Source organism: Streptomyces sp. NBC_00433 (assembly GCA_036015235.1).
Lineage (GTDB): Bacteria > Actinomycetota > Actinomycetes > Streptomycetales > Streptomycetaceae > Actinacidiphila.
In genome coordinates, this window is record CP107926.1 from 3,806,579 (window position 1) to 3,822,794 (window position 16,216).

General features: G+C 72.7%; 15 protein-coding genes. 7 read left to right on the plus strand and 8 right to left on the minus strand.

Annotated features, from left to right (window positions below; all coding sequences use genetic code 11):
• Positions 1 to 74: 74 nt before the first annotated feature.
• Positions 75 to 1,781 (minus strand): glycerol-3-phosphate dehydrogenase/oxidase, encoded by a 1,707-nt coding sequence (locus tag OG900_15740; GenBank protein WUH91414.1) that lies wholly within the window; start codon positions 1,779 to 1,781, stop codon positions 75 to 77.
• Positions 1,782 to 2,053: 272 nt separating this feature from the next.
• Between OG900_15740 and OG900_15745 the strand changes: the two genes are divergently transcribed.
• Positions 2,054 to 3,325: a nucleotide sugar dehydrogenase gene (locus OG900_15745; protein WUH95781.1), complete on the plus strand. Its 1,272-nt coding sequence runs from the start codon at positions 2,054 to 2,056 to the stop codon at positions 3,323 to 3,325.
• Between the two features lie 190 nt (positions 3,326 to 3,515).
• Positions 3,516 to 4,127: a hypothetical protein gene (locus OG900_15750; GenBank protein ID WUH91415.1), complete on the plus strand. Its 612-nt coding sequence runs from the start codon at positions 3,516 to 3,518 to the stop codon at positions 4,125 to 4,127.
• Between the two features lie 77 nt (positions 4,128 to 4,204).
• On the opposite strand, the gene OG900_15755 is transcribed toward OG900_15750, so the two are convergent.
• From OG900_15755 to OG900_15770, 4 genes are all read right to left on the minus strand, one after another.
• Complete coding sequence (locus OG900_15755) at positions 4,205 to 5,326, minus strand: GuaB3 family IMP dehydrogenase-related protein (protein WUH91416.1); 1,122 nt, start codon at positions 5,324 to 5,326, stop codon at positions 4,205 to 4,207.
• A 425-nt stretch (positions 5,327 to 5,751) separates the two neighbouring features.
• Positions 5,752 to 7,251 (minus strand): IMP dehydrogenase, encoded by a 1,500-nt coding sequence (guaB, locus tag OG900_15760; protein ID WUH91417.1) that lies wholly within the window; start codon positions 7,249 to 7,251, stop codon positions 5,752 to 5,754.
• Between the two features lie 99 nt (positions 7,252 to 7,350).
• On the minus strand, positions 7,351 to 8,085 hold the full coding sequence (locus OG900_15765; GenBank protein WUH95782.1) for a sigma-70 family RNA polymerase sigma factor: 735 nt from the start codon (positions 8,083 to 8,085) through the stop codon (positions 7,351 to 7,353).
• 143 nt (positions 8,086 to 8,228) lie between these two features.
• Positions 8,229 to 8,840: a response regulator transcription factor gene (locus OG900_15770; GenBank protein ID WUH91418.1), complete on the minus strand. Its 612-nt coding sequence runs from the start codon at positions 8,838 to 8,840 to the stop codon at positions 8,229 to 8,231.
• Between the two features lie 474 nt (positions 8,841 to 9,314).
• Here OG900_15770 and OG900_15775 point away from each other — a divergent pair, with 474 nt between their 5' ends.
• Positions 9,315 to 9,617 carry a WhiB family transcriptional regulator gene (locus OG900_15775; GenBank protein WUH91419.1) on the plus strand — a complete coding sequence of 101 codons (303 nt, stop codon included), beginning with the start codon at positions 9,315 to 9,317 and terminating at the stop codon, positions 9,615 to 9,617.
• Between the two features lie 121 nt (positions 9,618 to 9,738).
• On the opposite strand, the gene OG900_15780 is transcribed toward OG900_15775, so the two are convergent.
• Complete coding sequence (locus tag OG900_15780) at positions 9,739 to 10,653, minus strand: LysR family transcriptional regulator (protein WUH91420.1); 915 nt, start codon at positions 10,651 to 10,653, stop codon at positions 9,739 to 9,741.
• 83 nt (positions 10,654 to 10,736) lie between these two features.
• On the opposite strand from OG900_15780, the gene OG900_15785 reads away from it, so the two are divergent.
• Positions 10,737 to 11,822: an aminotransferase class V-fold PLP-dependent enzyme gene (locus tag OG900_15785; protein WUH91421.1), complete on the plus strand. Its 1,086-nt coding sequence runs from the start codon at positions 10,737 to 10,739 to the stop codon at positions 11,820 to 11,822.
• A gap of 10 nt (positions 11,823 to 11,832) precedes the next feature.
• Here OG900_15785 and OG900_15790 read toward each other — a convergent pair whose 3' ends face one another.
• Complete coding sequence (locus OG900_15790; GenBank protein WUH91422.1) at positions 11,833 to 12,819, minus strand: hypothetical protein; 987 nt, start codon at positions 12,817 to 12,819, stop codon at positions 11,833 to 11,835.
• A 130-nt stretch (positions 12,820 to 12,949) separates the two neighbouring features.
• Between OG900_15790 and OG900_15795 the strand changes: the two genes are divergently transcribed.
• The 3 genes from OG900_15795 to OG900_15805 are packed head-to-tail and all read left to right on the plus strand — an operon-like array spanning position 12,950 to position 15,234.
• Positions 12,950 to 13,753 carry a GNAT family N-acetyltransferase gene (locus tag OG900_15795; protein ID WUH91423.1) on the plus strand — a complete coding sequence of 268 codons (804 nt, stop codon included), beginning with the start codon at positions 12,950 to 12,952 and terminating at the stop codon, positions 13,751 to 13,753.
• A gap of 12 nt (positions 13,754 to 13,765) precedes the next feature.
• Positions 13,766 to 14,428 (plus strand): MOSC domain-containing protein, encoded by a 663-nt coding sequence (locus tag OG900_15800; protein ID WUH91424.1) that lies wholly within the window; start codon positions 13,766 to 13,768, stop codon positions 14,426 to 14,428.
• 26 nt (positions 14,429 to 14,454) lie between these two features.
• Positions 14,455 to 15,234 (plus strand): SDR family oxidoreductase, encoded by a 780-nt coding sequence (locus OG900_15805; GenBank protein WUH91425.1) that lies wholly within the window; start codon positions 14,455 to 14,457, stop codon positions 15,232 to 15,234.
• A gap of 146 nt (positions 15,235 to 15,380) precedes the next feature.
• Here the strand turns inward: OG900_15805 and OG900_15810 are convergent, their stop codons facing one another.
• Positions 15,381 to 16,193: an SAM-dependent methyltransferase gene (locus tag OG900_15810; protein ID WUH91426.1), complete on the minus strand. Its 813-nt coding sequence runs from the start codon at positions 16,191 to 16,193 to the stop codon at positions 15,381 to 15,383.
• Positions 16,194 to 16,216 lie beyond the last annotated feature (23 nt).

Consider the following 16,216-nt stretch of genomic DNA (forward strand, 5'->3'; position numbering starts at 1 on the left):
CTCCGTCTGTCCCCCGACCGCGCGTTCCGGGAGGGCCTTTCCCGCACCCTCCGCCGCGCCCAGACGCCGTGCGCCTAGAGGGGAACGATATCCGGAGCGCCGAGCCTGGCCGCATCCGCGGTCAGATCATCGGGCTGGCGCTGCGATTCGCGTTCGGCTTCCACCCGCTTTTCGTAGTACTCGACCTCCTTGTCGACCTGGTTCGCGTCCCAGCCGAGCACCGGCGCCATCAACTCCGCCGCCTCGCGGGCGCTGCGGGTGCCGCGGTCGAAGGTCTCGATGGAGATGCGCGTCCTGCGGGCCAGCACGTCGTCCAGGTGCCGGGCGCTCTCATAAGCCGCCGCGTAGACGACCTCGGCCCGCAGGTAGTCGTCCGCGCCGGTCAGCGGCGCGGCCAGCGACGGGTCGTCGGCGATCAGGTCGAGCAGCTCGCCGGTCAGGCTGCCGTAGCGCTGGAGCAGGTGCTCGATGCGGGCCACGTGCACACCGGTGCGGGCCGCGGTCCTCGCGCGGGCGTTCCACTGCGCCTGGTAGCCCTCGGCCCCGACCAGCGGCACATCCTCGGTGCAGCACTCGGCGACCCGGTAGTCCAGTCCGTGCACGGCCTCGTCCACCGCGTCCTTGGCCATCACCCGGTAGGTCGTGTACTTCCCGCCGGCGACCACCACGAGCCCGGGCACCGGGTGGGCCACCGTGTGCTCACGGGACAGCTTGCTCGTCGCGTCGGACTCGCCGGCCAGCAGCGGGCGCAGCCCGGCGTAGACGCCCTGGACGTCGTCCCTGGTCAGCGGGGTGTTGAGCACCGCGTTGACATGGTCGAGCACATAGTCGATGTCGGCGCTGGAGGCCGCCGGGTGCGCCTTGTCCAGCTCCCAGTCGGTGTCGGTGGTGCCGACGATCCAGTGCCTGCCCCACGGGATGACGAAGAGCACGCTCTTCTCGGTGCGCAGGATGATGCCGCTGCTGGAGTGGATGCGGTCCTTCGGGACCACCAGGTGGATGCCCTTGGACGCCCTGACGTGGAATTGCCCGCGCTCGGCGATCAGCGCCTGGGTGTCGTCGGTCCACACCCCGGTCGCGTTGACCACCTGCTTGGCCCGGATCTCGTACTCGCCGCCGGCCTCGCCGTCGTGCACCAGGGCGCCGACGACGCGCTCCCCCTCACGGAGGAATTCGACCACCCGCGCCTGGTTGGCGACGTGGGCGCCGTAGGAGGCCGCAGTACGCACCAGGGTCGCGACGAAGCGCGCGTCGTCCACGCCGGCGTCGTAATACTGCAGCGCGCCCACCAGCGCGTCCTTGCGCAACGCGGGGGCGATCCGCAGCGCGTGCCTGCGGCTCAGGTGGCGGTGCACCGGCAGGCCGCGGCCGTGCCCCGACGACAGCGACATCGCGTCGTAGAGGGCCACGCCGGAGCCCGCGTAGACCCGCTCCCAGCCCTTGTGCTGGAGCGGGTAGAGGAAGGGCACCGGGCGCACCAGGTGGGGCGCTATTCGCCCCAGCAGCAGCCCGCGCTCCTTGAGCGCCTCGCGGACCAGGGCGAAGTCCAGCATCTCCAGGTAGCGCAAGCCGCCGTGGATCAGCTTGCTCGACCTGCTCGACGTGCCCGCGGCCCAGTCGCGGGCCTCGACCAGTCCGGTCGACAGTCCGCGGGTCGCGGCGTCCAGCGCGGTCCCGGCGCCGACGATGCCGCCGCCCACCACCAGGATGTCCAGCTCCTTCTCCGCCATCCGGGTGAGGGCTGCTTCCCGCTGGGCCGGTCCGAGTGTCGTCGTACGCATCCGTAACCTCCGTGCCTGCCGATGCTGATCGGGCTCTCGGTCGCTTCTGCTCGGGCTCCGCCGGGTACCTGCCCCGAGCCGGCGGGATTCCTCCTCCTTCGATAGTGACCGGCGCGGCGGCACGCTGCCAGGGCAGGCGGATCGGGCGCCCGGTCCGCAGCCGTACGGGCCCCTACGGCGCGGCGAGTGGTCATATCAGTGATTTGTCTGGTTAGCCTGTTTTGAAGCCATGCGTGAGCCCATTCGTGGTGGTCGCCAGGGAGGACAACCCCATGCCCGCAGACCTCGCCGTACTCGGACTCGGCAGCACAGGACTCCCCCTCGCCCAGGCGGCGACCGCCGCGGGCGTCGGTGTCATCGGCTACGACCCCGACCCCGCCACGGTCGCCGACATCAACGCCGGACGCGTACCGCCCGGCTCCCTCGCCGCCGCCGACCTGCGCAGGATGCTGGCCTGCGGCTTCCGCGCCACCGCCGACCCCGCCGTGCTCGGCCGGGTGCGCACCGCGGTGATCTGCGCGCCCACCCCGCCCGGCGAGGACCACGCCCTGGACCTGTCCGCGGTCGCCGCGGCCGCCCGCGCGCTGGCCGCGCACCTGCGGCCGCACACCACCGTCGTCCTGGAGTCGGCCGTCTACCCGGGCACCACCGAGGGATACCTGCGGCCGCTGCTGGAATCGCACGGCCTGCGGGCCGGGCGCGACTTCCACCTCGCCTACTCCCCCGGCCGCCTCGACCCCGGCAACCGCGACTTCCAGCTCGCCAACACCCCCAAGGTCGTCGGCGGCTGCACCCCCGCCTGCACCGAGGCGGCCGCCGCCTTCTACAGCCGCTTCACCGAACGCATCGTGCGCGCCCGCGGCACCCGCGAGGCCGAGGCGGTCAAGCTGCTGGAGACCAACTACCGGCACGTCAACATCGCCTTCGCCAACGAGATGGCGGTCTTCTGCCACGACCTGGGCGTCGACCTGTGGGACGTCATCAGGTGCGCCGAGACCAAGCCCTTCGGCTTCCAGGCCTTCCGCCCAGGACCCGGCGTCGGCGGCCCCGCGGCGCCCCTGGACCCCAACGCGGCACCGCACTTCACCCCGCCCGCGCACCCGCGGCTGCCCGGCCACCCGCTGCGGATGGTCGAACTCGCCCAGGAGGTCAACTCGCGCATGCCGCGCTACGTCGTCCAGCGCGCCGCGGCCCTGCTCAACGAGCACGGCAAGTCGCTGCGCGGCGCCCGCATCCTGCTGCTCGGCGTGACCTACAAGGCCGACCTCGCCGACCAGCAGGGCGCCCCCGCACGGGAGATCGGCACCCGGCTGCTCGAACTCGGCGCCCAGCTCTGCTACCACGACCCCTACGTACCCCAATGGCGGGTGACGGACCGCCCGGTGCCGCGCGCCGACTCGCTGTGGGAGGCCGCCGCCGAGGCCGACCTGACGCTGCTGCTCCAGCACCACCGCACCTACGACCTCCAGGGACTGGCGGTCAAGGCGCAACTCCTGCTCGACACCAGGGGCGCCACACCGGTCGGAGCCGCCGCCCGGCTGTGACCCGAGGGGCGCGATCGCGCCGGTGAGAACGGGGACGTGCGGGTCCTGTAACGACGGATCAATCTTCTTGTCCGATTGTCATCCCCCCCTGCTAGATTTCGGCGTCACCGTTCGCACCTGAGCATGCACGCATCAAGACGCGACGCCTGCCGCGCGAACCTCTCGTACATCCGTCCCCGGGGGATCCTTCATGAGCTCCAACTACCCGCCGCCCCAGCAGCCGGCCGGACAGAACCCGTACGCCCAGCAGCCGCCGCAGGGCCCGCCGGCGCCTCAGCAGCCGTACGCGCCGTCCCCGTACGCCGCCCCGCCGCAGGGCGGCGGCTTCAACGCGCCCGCCCCCGGCGGTTTCAACGCCGCGGCCTACGCACCGCCCGCCCCGATCGGCGCCGCCCCGGCCGGCAACCCCGGGCTGGGCGTGCTGGCGGGTGTCGCGGCCATGCTGGTCGCCGCGCTGGTCTACGGCCTGCTCATCAAGGCCACGAAGCACGAGATCAGCTACGCGGCCGTCGCCGTCGGCGTGCTCGTCGGCTTCGCGCTCGCCAAGGCCGGCGGCCGCAACCCCGCGCTGCCCTTCATCGGCGTGCCGCTCGCGCTGCTCGGCGTGTACCTGGGCCAGCTGTTCGGCATCGCCCTGCTGATCAGCGACCTGTCAGGAGCGCCCGGCGTCGTGACGCTGTTCACCGACCACTTCAGCGTTCTCCAGGACTCCTGGAAAGAGGCGATGAACGGCAGGGACTACTTCTTCTTCGCCATCGCCGGCCTCGAAGGCTTCATCGTCACCAAGCGCGTGGCGGGCTGACGCCCGAGGGCACGTGACCACGGCAGGAGGGCCCCACCGCGGGAAGCGGTGGGGCCCCTCCTGGCGTACTGCCGCGGTCAGCGGTGGTGCGTCGGCGAGACCGTGACCTCGACCCGCTGGAATTCCTTCAGGTCCGAATAGCCGGTCGTGGCCATCGAGCGGCGCAGCGCGCCGAAGAAGTTCATCGAGCCGTCCGGGGCGTGCGAGGGGCCGAGCAGGATCTCCTCGGTCGTGCCCGCCGTCCCCAGGTTCATCCGCTTGCCGCGCGGCAGCTCGGGGTTGACGGCCTCCATACCCCAGTGGAAACCGCGGCCGGGCGCGTCGGTCGCGCGGGCCAGCGGCGAGCCCATCATGACCGCGTCGGCCCCGCAGGCGATCGCCTTCGGCAGGTCGCCGCTGGCGCCGAAGCCGCCGTCCGCGATGACGTGCGCGTAGCGGCCGCCGGACTCGTCCATGTAGTCCCTGCGGGCCGCCGCCACGTCGGCCACCGCGGTGGCCATCGGCACCTGGATGCCCAGCACGTTGCGCGTGGTGTGCGCGGCCCCGCCGCCGAAGCCGACCAGCACACCGGCCGCGCCGGTCCGCATCAGGTGCAGCGCCGCCGTGTACGTGGCGCAGCCGCCGACGATGACCGGCACGTCCAGCTCGTAGATGAACTGCTTCAGGTTCAGCGGCTCGTGCGACCCGCTCACGTGCTCCGCCGACACCGTGGTGCCCCGGATCACGAACAGGTCGACCCCGGCGTCCACCACGGCCTTGGAGAACTGCGCGGTCCGCTGCGGCGAGAGCGCGGCCGCCGTCACGACCCCGGCGTCCCGCACCTCCTTGATCCGCTGCCCGATCAGCTCCTCGCGGATCGGCGCCCTGTAGATCTCCTGGAGCCGCGCGGTCGCCCGCCCGTCGTCCAGCTCGGCGATCTCCGCGAGCAGCGACTCGGGGTCGTCGTACCTGGTCCACAGCCCTTCCAGGTTCAGCACCCCGAGCCCGCCGAGGTTGCCGATCCTGATCGCCGTCTCCGGCGACACGACGGAGTCCATCGGGGCCGCCAGGAAGGGCAGCTCGAAGCGGTAGGCGTCGATCTGCCAGGCGATCGAGACTTCTTTCGGGTCCCGGGTGCGGCGGCTCGGCACCACGGCGATGTCGTCGAACGAATATGCCCTGCGGCCTCGCTTGCCCCGACCGATCTCGATCTCTGTCACGTCTCGTGCCTCTCTCTATGGCCTGCGGCCCCAGTATCCCGCAACCTGGCCTTCGGCCCGACTCCCACTACGGCGCCCTCCCGCAGGGGGCGCCCTTCCGCCGGCCGCAGTGGCTGAGAGAGTCCCCTCCGGCAGGGGGTGCGCTTCCCCCCGGGCACGGGGGGTGTGGGATGCCCCTTCGGCAAGGGGGTGCCTGATAGGGGCGCGGGGAACTGCGCGACCAGCCCACCACCGGCCGGTGGTCCGGCACGGACCGAACAGCCCCTCACGGACGGTGGCGACGTACAGCCCGTCGACGGCTGGTCGCGCAGTTCTCCCCCAGAGCTTCGCCTGGGGGTACCCCCACGCCCCTGGTGGGCACCCCCTTGCCGAAAGGGGACCGCAGCACCACCGCGGCCCGGGGGATGCTTACCGACCGCCGGAGGCTAGCCGTGGTAGTTGGGGGCCTCGACGGTCATCTGGATGTCGTGGGGGTGGGACTCCTTGAGCCCGGCGGCGGTGATGCGGACGAACCGCCCCTTCGACTCCATCTCGGAGACGGTGGCGGCACCGACGTAGCCCATCGTCTGGCGGAGCCCGCCGACGAGCTGGTGGAGGACGGCGGACAGCGGCCCGCGATACGGCACCTGGCCCTCGATGCCCTCGGGCACGAGCTTGTCGTCGGAGGAGACCTCGGCCTGGAAGTAGCGGTCCTTGGAGTACGAGCGGCCCTGCCCGCGAGACTGCATCGCGCCGAGCGAACCCATGCCGCGGTAGGACTTGAACTGCTTGCCGTTGATGAAGAGCAGCTCGCCGGGGGATTCCTCGCAGCCGGCGAGCAGGCTGCCGAGCATGACGCTGCTCGCGCCCGCGGCCAGCGCCTTGCCGATGTCGCCGGAATACTGCAGGCCGCCGTCGCCGATGACCGGGACGCCCGCGTCGATGCAGGCCTGCGCGGCCTCGTAGATCGCGGTGACCTGGGGGACGCCGATGCCGGCGACGACCCGGGTGGTGCAGATCGAGCCGGGGCCGACGCCGACCTTGACGCCGTCCACGCCGGCGTCGATGAGCGCGCGGGCGCCGTCGCGGGTGGCGACGTTGCCGCCGACCACGTCGATGCCGACGCTGGACTTGATCTTGGACATCCAGTTGAGCGCGTTGCTGTTGTGGCCGTGCGAGGTGTCGACGACCAGGAAGTCCACGCCCACGCCGACCAGCGCCTGCGCGCGGTCGAGGGCCTCGGGTCCCGCGCCGACCGCGGCGCCGACGACGAGCCGGCCCTCGGAGTCCTTGGCGGCGTGCGGATACTGCTCGGCCTTGACGAAGTCCTTGACGGTGATCAGGCCGCGCAGCCTGCCCTCGTCGTCCACCAGCGGCAGCTTCTCGATCTTGTGGCGGCGCAGCAGCGCCATCGCGTCCACACCGGAGATGCCGACCTTGCCGGTGACCAGTGGCATCGGGGTCATGACCTCGCGCACCTGGCGTGCCCGGTCGGACTCGAAGGCCATGTCGCGGTTGGTGACGATGCCGAGCAGCCGCCCGGTCCCGTCGGTGACCGGCACACCGCTGATCCGGAACTTCGCGCAGAGCGCGTCCGCCTCGCCGAGCGTGGCGTCGGGGCGGACGGTGATCGGGTCGGTGACCATGCCGGACTCGGAGCGCTTGACCAGGTCGACCTGGTTGACCTGGTCCTCGATCGACAGGTTGCGGTGCAGCACGCCGACGCCGCCCTGCCGGGCCATGGCGATGGCCATCCTGGCCTCGGTGACCTTGTCCATCGCGGCGGACAGCAGCGGGATGTTGACCTTGACGTTGCGCGAGATGAGCGACGAGGTGTCCACCTCGTTGGGCAGCACCTCGGAAGCGCCTGGCAGCAGCAGCACATCGTCATAGGTCAACCCGAGCGCGGCGAATTTCTCGGCTACTCCGTCGGCGTTCAGCGTCATGACACCTTCCCGAATGGTCTTGCCCGGCGAGTTGTTCAATGGTAGTGGCTGCGCCGGTATTCCCTGACCGCCCAGGTGAGGGCCCCTTTCGGGCCGGTCCTAGGCGCTCAGCCCGCCCGCGCTCGCCGAATGCGCGGCGGCCGACTCCTCGGCGATGGCCCGCAGCCTGCTGAGCGCGCGGTGCTGGGCCACCCGGACGGCTCCGGGCGACATGCCGAGCACCTGGCCGGTCTCCTCGGCGCTCAGCCCGACCGCGACCCGCAGCAGCACCAGCTCCCGCAGGTGCCCCGGCAGCCGGTCGAGCAGTTCCTTGGCCCAGGCGGCGTCGCTGTTGAGCAGCGCGCGCTCCTCGGGGCCGAGCGAGTCGTCGGGCTTCTCCGGCATCTCGTCGGAGGGGACCGCGGTGCTGCCCGGGTGGCGCATCGCGGCCCGTTGCAGGTCGGCGACCTTGTGGGCGGCGATGGACACCACGAAGGCCTCGAAGGGCCGCCCCAGGTCGCGGTAGCGCGGCAGTGCGCACAGCACGGCGAGGCAGACCTCCTGGGCGAGGTCGTCCACGAAGTGCCGCGCGTCACCCGGCAGCCGGGACAGCTTGGTGCGGCAGTAGCGCTCGGCCAGCGGGTGCACATGGGCCAGCAGATCGTGGGTCGCCCGCTCGTCGCCGTCGACGGCGCGACGAACGAGGGCACCGATCGCCGGAGTGTCGTCGTCGCGCATCCACCCATGGTGCCTCGCCGCCGGACTTTCCGTCGCATCGCGGCCGTACTTCTGCACCGAAGCGTTATGAGCCGCCGTGGCCGAGGCCGCGGCGGAGTCCGCGGCTGGCTCGGTCATCTCCGCCTTCTGGTCCGCCTTATGGTCCGCCATGTGAAGCCCCCGCCGATCCCCGAGGAAGTCCATACGTCAAGCATGCGTCCTCCCCCGGGAAACCGAGGACTCGTGGGGGACTCCGCCGTACGGCGTACGGCGTAGCCGGGTCAGCGGACCAGGCCCCAGCGGAAGCCGAGAGCCACCGCGTGGGCCCGGTCGGAGGCGCCAAGCTTCTTGAACAGCCGCCGCGCGTGCGTCTTGACGGTGTCCTCGGAGAGGAACAGCTCGCGGCCGATCTCGGCGTTGGACCGTCCGTGGCTCATCCCTTCGAGCACCTGGATCTCGCGGGCGGTCAGGGTGGGCGCGGCGCCCATCTCGGCGGACCGCAGCCGGCGCGGCGCGAGCCGCCAGGTCGGGTCGGCGAGCGCCTGGGTGACGGTGGCCCGCAGTTCGGCGCGCGAGGCGTCCTTGTGCAGGTAGCCGCGGGCGCCGGCGGCGACCGCCAGGGCCACGCCGTCCAGGTCCTCGGCGACGGTGAGCATGATGATGCGGGCGCCGGGGTCGGCGGACAGCAGCCGCCGTACGGTCTCGACACCGCCGAGGCCGGGCATCCTGACGTCCATCAGGATGAGGTCGGACCGGTCGGCCCCCCAGCGGCGGAGCACTTCCTCACCGTTGGCCGCGGTGGTTACGCGCTCGACGCCGGGCACGGTCGCCACCGCGCGGCGCAGGGCCTCTCGGGCGAGCGGGGAGTCGTCGCAGACGAGGACGGAAGTCATGACCGCCCTCCGCAGCTGAACCGCGTCACGTTGTGCCTCCAGGCTGTACGAAGTCTTCACCGTTGGGGCTGACGGCATCGGGCAGCTGCCCGAATCCTGTGGGACCGCTTGGGCCGCCAACCGCTTCCGCCACACTCAACGACCCTCACCCGAAAGAGTTACGAAGTTTGGTCGCCGCCATCGGCACTCTACGTGATCACTTGCGTGCGGATCAGTCACGCCGCAGGTCAGAACGGGTGAGCCGGCGGAATTCCGGACCCGGGGGCGGGGCACCGCCGCACGGCACGGCCCGGCCGATACTGCTGAACGGGTGTTATGCCGGACTTTGCACCCTTTGGCCGCTCTTTTCTGATGCGTGGGCTAATCGTCGCTAGATTGGCGATGAGTCATATTTACATCTACTACGACAGTAGATGTACGGTCGGAGACACCGAGGTCGTCTTGGCCGTCACGCACCCGTCGAGGGGATGAGCAATGGCAGACTTCTCCCGCCTTCCCGGCCCGAACGCCGATCTCTGGGACTGGCAGCTGGTGGCTGCCTGCCGAGGCGTCGACAGCTCGCTGTTCTTCCACCCCGAGGGCGAACGCGGCGCGGCACGCAGCGCGCGCGAGGCCGCGGCCAAGGAGGTGTGCATGCGCTGCCCCGTGCGGGCCGAATGCGCCACCCACGCCCTGGCCGTACGCGAGCCGTACGGCGTCTGGGGCGGGCTCACCGAGGACGAACGCGAGGAGATGATGGGGCGGTCGAGGCACCGGGAGCTCAGTCCGCAGAACTAGCCGCGCCCGCGGTGGGGCCCACCCCTGCGCGCGGGGCGGCCCGCACATTATTCCGGTGGGTGACCGTCCGCAGAATCGATTCTGCGCAGCGTCATGAAGCCGCCCGCGAATCCGCACCGCCTCATGAACCCCGCCGCAGCGCCGCGCGCGCCAGGCGGGCCAGCATCATGTCCACCGCCGGGACGTGGGCGAGGTCGGGCAGGGTCAGGGCCACGACCTCGCGCTCGACCGCCGGACGCAAGGTGATCACCGCGACGCCGCGCGAGCGCAGCGACTCCAGCGCAAGGCGCGGCAGGACCGCCACGCCGAGCCCCGCTCCGACCAGGCCGATCACCGCCGGGTAGTCGTCGGTCGCGAAGTCGATCCGGGGCGTGAAGCCCTCCCGCTCGCACATCTCCACCAGGTGCCGCCGGCAGCGAGGGCAGCCGGCGATCCAGCGCTCCCCCGCCAGCTCGGCCAGGTCCACCGCCCCCGCGCCGCCCGCCAGCCGGTGCCCCTGCGGCACCACGCAGACCAGCCGGTCGGCCAGCAGCGGGCGTACGACCAGGTCCGCCCAGGACTCCTCGGCCGGCGTCGGCAGGTCCGGATAGCGGAAGGCCAGCGTGATGTCGCAGTCCCCGGCCCGCAGCATGTCCACGGACCCCGGCGGCTCGGCCTCCACCAGCGAGACCTCCGTGCCCGGGTGCCGCTCGCGCATCTCGGCGACCGCGCCGGGCACCAGCGTCGGCGTCCCCGACGGGAAGGACGCCAGCCGTACGCGGCCGGCCCGCAGCCCGGCGATCGCGGCGACCTCCTCCTCGGCGGCCGTCAGCCCGGCCAGGATCCCGTCGGCATGCCGCACCAGCGCCTCGCCGGCCTGTGTCAGCCGCATCTCGCGCGGCCCGCGCACCAGCAGCGGGGTGCCCGCCGACGCCTCCAGCGCCTTCATCTGCTGGCTGACCGCCGGCTGCGTACAGCCCAGCGCGCGGGCCGCGGCGGAGAACGAGCCGCCCCGCGCCACCGCCCGCAGCACTCTCAGGTGCCGTGCCTCGATCACGGCTCCACCATAAGCATTGCTTAGGCATGACCCCCATAAATCGGCGATGGACTTTGCCCCTCCCCCGGTCCACGCTGAAATTCATGAGCGCCCACGCACCAGCCGCCCTCGCCACCGCCTTCAGCGGTCTGGCGGCCGCCGAATACCCCGACGTCCCGCCCGGCCGGCTCAACGCGGCCACCCACGCGCCCGCCCCGGCCCGTACGATCGCCGCCCTGCGCCGCGCCCTGGACGCGTGGGCCGCCGGGCGGCCCGACACCGACGGCTACGAGACCGCCGTCGCCGAGGCCCGCGCCTCCTTCGCCCGCCTCACCGGGGCACCGACCTCCCAGGTCGCCCTGGCGGGCACCGTCGCCGGCGCCGTCGGCCTCATCGCGGCCGCGCTCCCGGCGGGCGCCGAAGTCATCGCCTACCAGGAGGACTTCAGCTCCCTGGTCCACCCCTTCGCCGCCCGGCCCGACCTGCGGCTGCGGCTCGTCCCGCTCCAGGACATCGCCGACGCGGTGCGGCCGGGCACCGCGCTGGTCGCCGTCAGCGCCGCGCAGTCCGCCGACGGGCGGATCGCGGACCTCCCGGCGATCCGCGCCGCGGCCGCCGCGCACGGCGCGCGCACCCTGGTGGACGCCACCCAGGCCATCGGCTGGCTGCCGCTGGACGCCACGGACCACGACTACGTCGTCTGCCACGGCTACAAGTGGCTCGTCTCACCACACGGGGCGTGCTTCCTCACCGTCCGCGCCGGCGCGGAGTCCTCCCTGTCGCCCGCCTTCACCGGCTGGTACGGGGGCGACGACCCGTGGGGTTCCTGCTACGGCCCCATCGCCGATCTCGCGCCCGGCGCCAGGCGCTTCGACGCGCGCCCCGCCTACCTGGCCTACGTGGGAGCCGCGGCGTCGCTGTCGCTCATCGAGGAGCTGGGCGTGGACGCGATCCACGCGCACGACACCGCCCTCGCGGACCGGCTCCGCTCGGGCTTCACCGCGCTCGGCTACTCCCCCGTCGCCGGCGACTCCGCGATCGTCGCGATCCCGGGTGTCCCCGCCGCCGTCGAGCACCGCCTGCGCGAGGCCGGCCTCGCCTTCGCCTCCCGCGCCGGAAACCTGCGCTTCGCCCCGCACTTCTACAACACACCGGCGGACGTGGACCTCGCCCTCTCGCTGGCGGCCTGAGGCCCGCCCCTCACGCGCCGACGCGCTCGCGCCAGGCCAGGAAGGGGACGACCGGGGACTGGCCGTTCAGGTACTGCCAGGGGGTCGTCGTGACGCGGTTGCCCACCGAGCGGAACATGACGCGGGCGGCGGCCTCCTCGCCGGCGAGGGCGAAGGCCATCGCGAAGGTGTTGACGCCGACCGCCCAGTCCCGTTCGCGGACGTAGGCCGGGTGGTGCACCGACAGGGCCGCCGCCGCGTGCAGCTCGCGGACCACAGCGGGGTCGTGGAGGACGCGGGAGTCCGGGTCGCCGCTGGCGTCCGCCCACATCTCCAGGTGCGCCATGGCGACGAGTTGGCCGAGCCCCGAGCCGTCGGGCGCTGTGCGGGCGGCCTCGCGGGCGAAGGCGAACATCCGCTCGTGCGAGCCGCCCCACTTCTTGCTCACCTGCTGGAGGTGCTGGGAATGCGCGGCCACATGGCCGGGCGCCCGGCGGCAGGTCGCCGCGAAGCGGCTCTCGGCGGCGTCGAGGTCGACCTGCATGCCGCGCCCGCAGGCCTGGAGGAAATACCAGGGCGCCGCCCAGTCCGGCTCGCGCTCGGCCACGTCGAGCAGCCGCTCCTCCGCGATCACCAGCCGCTCCTGGAAGAGCTTCCACTGCGCCTCGGGGACGCTGCTCGCGCTGTAGCCCCCGCGGGCCTGCCAAGCCCAGCCCACGTGCCGGGCGCCGGAGACCAGCAGCGCGAGGGTGTCGTCCGGCCGGCCCGCGAGCACGTCGGCGGTCCACCGCTCGACCCCGGCGGTGTCCATGATCCCCGCGACCAGGAAGGTCAGGTCCTCATGCCCTCGCGCCGCGGCCAGCGTGGCGCGCACGGGGGGCCACTGCTCCGCCCCGCCGTCCTTGGCCGCGGCCTGCATCCGCGCGAGCCGCGGGTCGCCGAACGACCGGTCGATGACCGGTACTCTGCGCCCCCTGAGCTTGCCGAGGAGGGTGCCTGCCTCGCCCCACGGCGTCACGGGCGTCTCCCGACGTGGTCGGTCCCGTTCGGCTTCCGCATGCCGCCCCCTCCTGAGTGCTGTGGGGGAATGGATATCACGGCGCGGAAAAGCGGTTGGGCACGGCGGGGGCGGGTGGTGGAATGCCCGGATGAACTCTGCTGAAACCCTCGCCCTGTTCGACGACCAGCTGCGGCGCAACGCGCCGCCGGAGTCGCCGACGACCCGGATCGACAGCGACGCCGGTGTCGTACGGCAGGTGGGGGCCGGCGTCCACGAGTGGTGCGGGGTGCTGTGGTCCGATCTGGACGAGGGCACCGCCGACGCGGCCGTCGCGGCCCAGCTGGAGTGGCTGCGCGGCCCGGAGGCGGCCGGGCGCGAGTTCGAGTGGAAGACGTACTCCCACGACCGGCCGGCGGACCTCGGGGAGCGGCTGCGGGCGGCGGGCTTCGAGCCGGAGGACCCCGAGACGCTGATGGTCGCCGAGATCGACGAGGTCGCCGCGCTGACGCGGGGCGCGGAGCTGCCGGCGGGGGTGCGGTTGGAGCCGGTGGTGGACGCCGCCGGGGTGCACCTGGCCGCGGACGTGCACGAGCAGGCGTTCGGTACGAGCGCGGAGCGGCTGCGGGTGCGGATGCTCGACCAGGTCAGGGACCGTGCGGACACCGTGAGCATCGTGCTGGCGATGGCCGGCGACGTACCGGTGTGCGCGGCGCGGATGGAGCTCGTGCCGGGGACGGCCTTCGCGGGCCTGTGGGGCGGCGGCACCGTCGAGGAGTGGCGCGGAAAGGGGATCTACCGCGCGCTGGTCGCGCACCGGGCGCGTATCGCCGCGGCACACGGGTATCGCTATCTCCAGGTCGACGCCTCGGACGACAGCCGCCCGATCCTGCAACGCCTCGGCTTCGCCGCGCTGAGCGTGACGACGCCGTATCTGATCACGGCACCGGCCTAGACAGGAGCACCGATGCGGCTGCTGAGCGTGAACGTCGGCCGTCCCATGCCCAACCCGTGGAAGGGGCTGGCGGCGACGGGCATCGACAAGTGGCCGGCCCAGGGCCCGGTCGCGGTGGCGGCGCCCGGCCCCAAGGGCACCGGGGCGGTGGGGCTGGCCGGCGACCGGGTCTACGACGTCAAGCACCACGGCGGCGACGACCAGGCCGTCTACGCCTACGCCCGGGAGGACCTGGACCGCTGGGAGAAGGAGCTGGGCCGCAGCCTGGCCAGCGGCTGCTTCGGCGAGAACCTGACGACCGCGGACTACGACGTCAATGCCGCGGTGATCGGCGAGCGGTGGCGGGTGGGTGCGGCCGGGCCGCTGCTGGAGGTCTCCTGCCCGCGCATACCGTGCGCCACCTTCGCCGGGTGGCTGGAGGAGCGCGGCTGGATCGAGCGCTTCACCGCCCGCGCCCTGCCCGGCCCGTATCTGCGGGTCATCGAGCCCGGCGAGCTGGCCGCGGGCGACACGGTGGAGGTCGTCGACCGCCCGGCGCACGGCGTGACCGTCGAGCTGGCCTTCCGCGCGCTGACCACGGAGCCCGAACTGCTCCCCGAGCTGCTGGTCGCGGACGCGCTGCCCGCGGAGGACCTGCGGCGGGTCAGGGAGCGGCTCGCACGCACCCGGCCCTGACCCGCGGGTACGCATACGCTGCCCGCATGACGACTTCCCTCATCACGGGTGCGACGGCGGGTATCGGCGCGGCCTTCGCGCGGCGGCTGGCGGGCGACAAGCACGACCTGGTGCTCGTCGCCCGGGACGGCGTACGGCTCGGCGACAGCGCCGCCGAGCTGCGCGAGCGCTACGGCGTCGGGGTCGAGGTGCTGCAGGCCGACCTCGCGACCGACGGCGGCATCTCCGCGGTCGAGTCCCGGCTGCGGGACACCGGCCTGCCCGCGGTCGACGTCCTGGTCAACAACGCGGGCTTCGGCAACCGGGGCCGCTTCCTCGACGCGCCGATGTCCGACGAGCTGCGCATGCTCACCCTGCACTGCGAGGCGGTGCTGCGGCTCACCGCCGCCGCGGCCGAGGGCATGCGGGACCGCGGCCGCGGCTCGGTGATCAACGTCGCCTCGGTCGCGGCGTTCATGCCTCGCGGCACGTACGCGGCGAGCAAGGCGTGGGTCGTCCGCTTCACCGAGGGCGCCGCCCTCGACCTGCGCGGGTCCGGCATCCGCTTCCTCGCCCTGTGCCCCGGCTTCGTCCGCACCGAATTCCACGAGCGGGCGGGCATGAACGCGGAACGCCTTCCAGGCTGGGCTTGGCTCGACGCGGACAAGGTCGTGTCCGCGGCTCTCCGCGACCTTGCCAGGGGGCGGGTCGTCAGCGTGCCCGACGCCCGGTACAAGACGGCCGTCGGGTTTGCCCGGCACGTCCCGTCCCGGCTCTTCGGGGCCATTTCCGCCGGCGCGGGGCGCAAGTACGACCCGAAGCCTTGACCTTGCCGGTGGCTCATAGGGGGGTGCCACTTGCGGTGGCTTCGCGCCTGCGGCCCGGTGGGGGCTTGGCGCTCCGTTCTCCCCCGGAGCTTCGCCTGGGGGTACCCCCACGCGCCCCTTTGGGCTTGCCCTCTGGGGAAAAGGGGTCAGGGTTTGCGGGCTACGCCTGCCCAGTAGTAGGCGGAGCGTTCGTCTTCGGTGAGGGGGGATTCGGGGTGCCAGGCCATGACGGGGACGAGGCCCGGGGGGATCAGGTCCCAGTCGCCGAAGAAGCGCAGGACGTCGGAGCGGTCGCGGGGGACGAGGGTCATGTGGCCCTCTTCCGCGGCGCGGGCGACGGACGCCATGGCCTCGGGGTCGAAGTCCTGGGTGGGGTGGCTGATGGCCACATGGCTGCCGGAGGGCAGCGCGTCGAGGAAGGCGGCGACCGCGCCCCAGGGGTCCTGCTCGTCGCGGACGAGCATCAGGATCGCGACGAGCAGCAGCCCGACCGGCCGGCCGAGGTCGAGGGTCTCCCGCAGCAGGGGTGAGGCCAGGATCTCGCCCGGCTTGCGCAGATCCGCTTCGAGGTAGACCGTGCGGCCGGCGCCGGGCTTGTCGTTGAGGACGTCGTGGGCGTGCGCCTGCACGATGGGGTCGTTGTCGACGCACACCACCCGGCTCTCGGGGGCGACGATGCCGGCCACCGACGCGGTGTCGCCGTCCGCGGGGATACCCGTGCCGATGTCGAGGAACTGCCGGATGCCGGCCTCCCCCGCCATGTACCGCACCGCGCGGCCGAGGAATCTGCGGTTCTCCATGGCCATCGCCTTGATGCCGGGTATGGCCTGCTCGATGGCCAGCCCCATCGCGCGGTCGGCGGCGAAGTTGTTGCTGCCGCCGAGCCAGTAGTCGTACATCCGCGCCGAGTGCGGAAGGCTCGTGTCGATGAGGGGCCCGCCGGTCTGATCGTTCGTCATGCGGCCCAATCTGCCGCATGGCG